At 35.0% G+C, this 5297-nt stretch carries 3 protein-coding genes; all 3 read left to right on the top strand.

All coding sequences use genetic code 11. The features are described 5' to 3' along the window. Positions 1-1068: 1068 nt before the first annotated feature. The 3 genes from CTN07_RS21980 to CTN07_RS23360 are packed head-to-tail and all read left to right on the top strand — an operon-like array spanning position 1069 to position 4186. Entirely contained in the window at positions 1069-2139 is a 1071-nt protein-coding gene (locus tag CTN07_RS21980) for a hypothetical protein (RefSeq protein WP_005307022.1), read from the top strand. A 53-nt stretch (positions 2140-2192) separates the two neighbouring features. After that, positions 2193-3899, top strand: a complete 1707-nt coding sequence (locus CTN07_RS21985; protein WP_005307019.1) for a hypothetical protein — start codon at positions 2193-2195, stop codon at positions 3897-3899. After that, positions 3896-4186 carry a YkgJ family cysteine cluster protein gene (locus CTN07_RS23360; protein ID WP_080551818.1) on the top strand — a complete coding sequence of 97 codons (291 nt, stop codon included), beginning with the start codon at positions 3896-3898 and terminating at the stop codon, positions 4184-4186. Before CTN07_RS21985 ends, CTN07_RS23360 begins: the two co-directional genes overlap by 4 nt. The last annotated feature ends 1111 nt before the right edge of the window (positions 4187-5297 follow it).

Raw genomic sequence — 5297 nt, forward strand, 5'->3', positions numbered from 1 at the left:
TTAACTGAAATAGATGATGGAAAGCAGGTTAACGTAATCATAGATGATGGTTTTTTAAGATTAACCTCGACGAAATAATCATAACTATAGAGTTATATTTTTCGAAATAAATCACTAACACGAAAAAATCAACTTGGTAATACAGTTTATAAAAAACTTACTCTGATACGCGCTCATTAAGCTAGAAAATATCTCATTTTTGTATATGTATTGTTATCTATATTAATCAATTACCTAAAATGATATTGATCAAAGTAACATAATCACAATAATCATTAGATGATCCATTGTAAAAAAAAGGAAAAATGATAAAAATCGTAATTAAAAAAAACTTTTTAAGTAATCTTTTTTACGAGTAGAGTAAATTAAGAAGTATTAGAACAATACAACGAAACCGAGAAATTCTCAGTAAGAACTTCAGGTTTAATCGAGACTCTCATTCAAAACTATCGGTTATCCTGGAGAAAGCGATTAACAGTCTGAGCGTAAATATAAGCTAAAATTCATTTTGGATTCTTCTCATGGAGCCATATCTGAAACGAATATGGACAACTCACGGATCTAGTACACTCGAACTTTATTTTTATGAGGCTAGAATAACCAGGAATATCATTCTACCAGTGTAAAACTAAAACATAGTGGAATAGAACTAGAGCAGTAAGTGAAACGATATCCTTAACCTATCCAAGAATTTTAGTTTTATTAGTTAGGTACTATATGAGGATGAATCTTGACTTCTCAAATTTTAGAGAACAAAAAATGGGCTTCTATCTGATAGAAAAACCACTCTTACATGAATAATAGATCGATGATAGTGATGAATTCACTCTTACTAAAGCAATGGATAAGAGAATTTGGATCAAATATCAAAGAATTAAAGATAGTAATAGAGCACATTATAGATACATACGTAATGTGGAGTGACGCTTCAATTCCTACTCATTTTGGAGGAGAAACGCTTTTATTTATAAAACACATAAAAATAGCCTGTTCTAATAAGCCAATACTGTGAAGACAAAGTAAATTTACTTTTGTCATAAAAACAAAACGAATAATGGAGAATTAATTATGCCTTTACCTTTTATTTTAGCTGGAGCTGCTGCTGTTGTTGCAGGTTATGGTGCCAAGAAAGGCTATGATGGATATCAAGATAAAACTGCTGCAAATGAGATCCTTGAATCTGCAAAAAATAGGTATGAAATAGAAAAAGAAGCTTTTGATTATACTAACGATAAAACAACGGAGAGTTTGACTAAGTTAGGAGAATTACAACTTCAAATAGGCGAAGATTTTCAGTCATTTCGAACTATAGCGAAAAGTCTGCTTGAAAAAATGAATGAAAATAGTTCAAAAGATATCGTAATTGACTTTCCTCAACATAAACTTAATAAAATTGATGGGTTGGCACTTTCTACTACTGCCTATATGGGTAAAGTTGCAGGAGCTGGGGTAGCAGGAGCTGCAGCCGCTTATGCTGTCTACGGTGGAGTAATGGCTTTGGCTGCAGCATCAACAGGTACTCCTATTGCTGCATTATCTGGGGCTGCTGCGTATAACGCGACTATGGCTGCTATAGGAGGAGGCTCTCTTGCAGCCGGTGGATTTGGCATGGCAGGTGGTGCAATGGTTCTTGGTGGTGTTGTTGCTGCACCTATCATTGCCATAGCTGGTTGGGCTTTTGCTTCTCATGCAGAAGAGGCGTTAAGTGATGCCAGAAAAGTACGTGACGAGGTAGACGATGCCGTAGATAAGATGAATAAAGGCTCTGAACAGCTTGCTAAAACACGTGCTTATGTTGAAAACATTTACACCGAAACTAGCCGTATTCACTCAGAATTTTGTGTGTATTTTGAACATCTAAAAGAAATGGAGCAATATATTAATCGTGGTAATGATCTAGATAAAGTCAGTAATGAAGTTATCCTAACCATTCAAAATGGTTATCAAATCGCAGCTATTCTTACCGATATTATTACAACACCGTTATTCAAACCTAAGATGGATGCTGCAGGGCAAGTTGTAATGAACGCCGATAATATCGTTGAGATTGAAACTGATCAGGATGGTATGCAAGTACTCAATGAGCAAGCTATTCAACAAGCACTCATAAAAGCAGATGCTGACTTAAAACAACTCTAAGATATAGTAAAAAAAAGGGAGTATCTGCTCCCTTTATTAAATGGAATACATATATGACAGCATTGGTTCGCAAAGATTTTATTCTGATGGAAGAGCTAAACAAAACAATAGTACAAAGTTTAGCTAGTTCATTTGCTCTCGACTTTTTGTTATTTGAAGATAAAAAAGGAGGAGATGTTGCCACAGTACATAATGTTCGTGAACACTTTCGTGGTGATAGCTCTATTCATCTATCTGATTCTACTAAGCAAGAATATGCGAGTCGGGGAGACTACAAGCCTGTTAAACAAGATGGTAACGGACAAATTGTTAAGGATAAAAAAGGAAACCCCATCAAGGTAGATCTTTACCACACACATTCTAACTATATTGAACGTGGCCGAGCAGATAAGAAGCTTCATCAAGAAGGTAAACTTCACGATGTCTACCGCAATAACAACATGGCATATAATGAAGGTCGACAGCTTGACCATATCATTTCGTCACATGAAGTACATAACGATCCTGGTCGTGTTCTTGCCGGTTTAACAGGTTCTGATATCGCAAATAAAAATACTAACTTTCAGTCAACACATTCGTATATCAATAATCTGAAATCTGCACATTCAATGGATAAATTTCTCAATGAAATTGTTCCAAATACCATTGAAACTAAAAAAATTAACATCCAAAATGATCAGCGTAAGCTGTCTTCAATGCCTAATAAGACCAAAGAGCAGCAGCATAAAAAACGTCAGTTAGAAGATAAGATCGCCAAGGAAAAAAGCCACCTTGAAACGCTAGAAAGCCTTGATCATGAGGCTATGCATAAAGCTGATGCCGATGCCCGTAAATACTACAACCAGCAAATTAATATTGAGTATTACACTAGTAGCAAATTCATTAAAAACACAGGATATGAGTCTGCAAAAAGTGGGATAAAAATGGGTATACGCCAAGCATTAGGAATTATCTTGGCTGAGGTTTGGTTTGAGCTTAAAGAACATGTGCCAGCCTTGTTTAAAGATGCACAAGACAATTTTACGCTAGAATTGTTTTTAGAACGCATCCAATTGTTAGCAAAAAACATTTGGTCTCGCATTAAGTTGCGTTTTAAAGATCTAATCGAAGAATTCAAAAATGGCGCGATGGCTGGAGCAATATCCAGTATAACCACCACAATTTTAAATATCTTTTTTACTACACAAAAATTATTGGGACGGTTGATTAGAGAAACATGGTCAAGTCTTGTCTCTGCAGCAAAATTACTATTCATTAATCCGAACAAACTTCCGGCAGGTGATCTAACTCGTGAAGTTATACGTATACTATCAACTGGTGTTTCTGTTGCTATGGGAGTGATATTGAATGGTCACTTAGCCAATGTAATGACGTTCCCATTTGGGACCGAAATTGCAGCATTTCTAAGTGCCGTTGCAACTGGTTTAATGACTCTAGGGGTTACTTACTTCCTTGATCATAGCGAGATAATGCAGAAAGTTTGGAGTTTTTTAAATCAATATAAATCTGAAGCAAAGATAACTCTTGAATACTTTCAGAATGTAAATAAAGAACTAGATAGATTCTTGGTTGAATTGACGGCTTTAGAATTTAATTTGTCTATTGCAGAAATGAGCCATTTTACTGATAGTTTAGAATCATTTAGCTGTGAATATGAAAAATGTTTTGTGCTAGCTAAAGAAGTGGAGCGACGTGGTATTGAGTTACCGTTTAAGGCTGGTGATATTGAGAGTACAAGAAGTTGGTTGAAAAAACTTTGACCGATACCTCCTCATTATACTTTCCATGCAATGGGTGCGGAAAATGTTGTTCGAATGTCCATTTATCTGAACAAACATGGTTTTTGGATAGAGGGGATGGGATCTGTAAGCATCTAGACACCGTAACGCGACAATGCCAGATATATGAAAAACGTCCAGACATCTGTCGGGTTGCTTTACAGTTCAAGCGTCACTATGCCAATCAGTATAGTTGGGATGATTTTGTTTCACTAAACTTGATCATTTGTGAACAGTTACCTGACAGGATAAAGCAAGAGCCATCCTAAATGGTTAGGGTACTCCCAGTGAAAGGTCAGGGAGCGGAATAACGAAAAAGAAGTGATTTGTTTATTACATGCTTTTTTTAACACTTAAAGCGTAATGGTAGTAGTTATAATGAACAGTTTGTTTGTTATATGTGCGAAGCTTATACTTTAAGTGTTAAGATTTTATCTTCAGTCGTTTATTATCATCCAATCGGAAAAGATAATATTAAGCTTGGGAATATACACTACAAGCTATAGATCTTCAGTTACATTCAATTGTTCATTTGGCCGGATGAGTAGCTTAATTCCTCGAGGGCTGAGTTTCTATTTACAAAGAAGTAATGAATAAATTTTGATTTGAACAAAGAATAAATAATCATTGCCGAAGTCGTTTCGTGATTTTCCGCGTGTCTTTGTTGATATTGAGCTTTCTTATGTCTTTAGAACCTAGGTATATGGCGCTAGCAAATGTAAATGTACCGCGATCTCGATAGTCAGTCTGTTTGCTCTGTATGGTGGCAAGTTACACACAGTTATACCAATGGCGTAATTATTATATCTTTGAATATTTTAGAGCGAGTACGCCACCTATTTAGCTTGTAAAGAGTAGGCAATAACCGCCGACGAATCAGAAACTTAAAGCAATTTAGCACGCGCCTTAATTATTAGGGTAATTCATCGGATTAGGAGGTAGTGAATGTCAACAAGTTCTGATAGAACCTGACATAGTAATGACAAATATTGGATAGAATAAGCCATTTATTTCCTTGTAATGTAAATCATTATCATGTGGGATGAGGCTATTATATGTCAAATTTACTCCATACTTATATTATCTCGCCATCTTTTTTGCATCAAATTAATGATAGTTCGGACTGTAATGTCTACCAATGTTATTTGTTTAAACTTTGGTTATAGTTGACATCATTCCTACCTGTACACTAACTACCTTTTTCTTAATTATATTATTAACTATTACTAATTAGATTGTAAAAATCAAACAGGATCTCAATAGTAAAAAAGTAATATTGAATTGAAAATTTTGGCTGTTTTGAGTTTATAACTTATACAGAGATAAAAACGAATCTATTCTTTGGAGTAAATACTTAAATAAGGATGATCTGAATACATT

It is taken from the genome of Photobacterium damselae, from assembly GCF_003026815.1.
Taxonomy (GTDB): Bacteria; Pseudomonadota; Gammaproteobacteria; order Enterobacterales; family Vibrionaceae; genus Photobacterium; species Photobacterium damselae.

What these genes read in the sequence shown, in the direction of transcription:
- CTN07_RS21980 (WP_005307022.1), top strand. Translation starts at nt 1,069, where the DNA reads ATGCCTTTACCTTTTATTTTAGCTGGAGCTGCTGCTGTTGTTGCAGGT.
- CTN07_RS21985 (WP_005307019.1), top strand. Translation starts at nt 2,193, where the DNA reads ATGACAGCATTGGTTCGCAAAGATTTTATTCTGATGGAAGAGCTAAAC.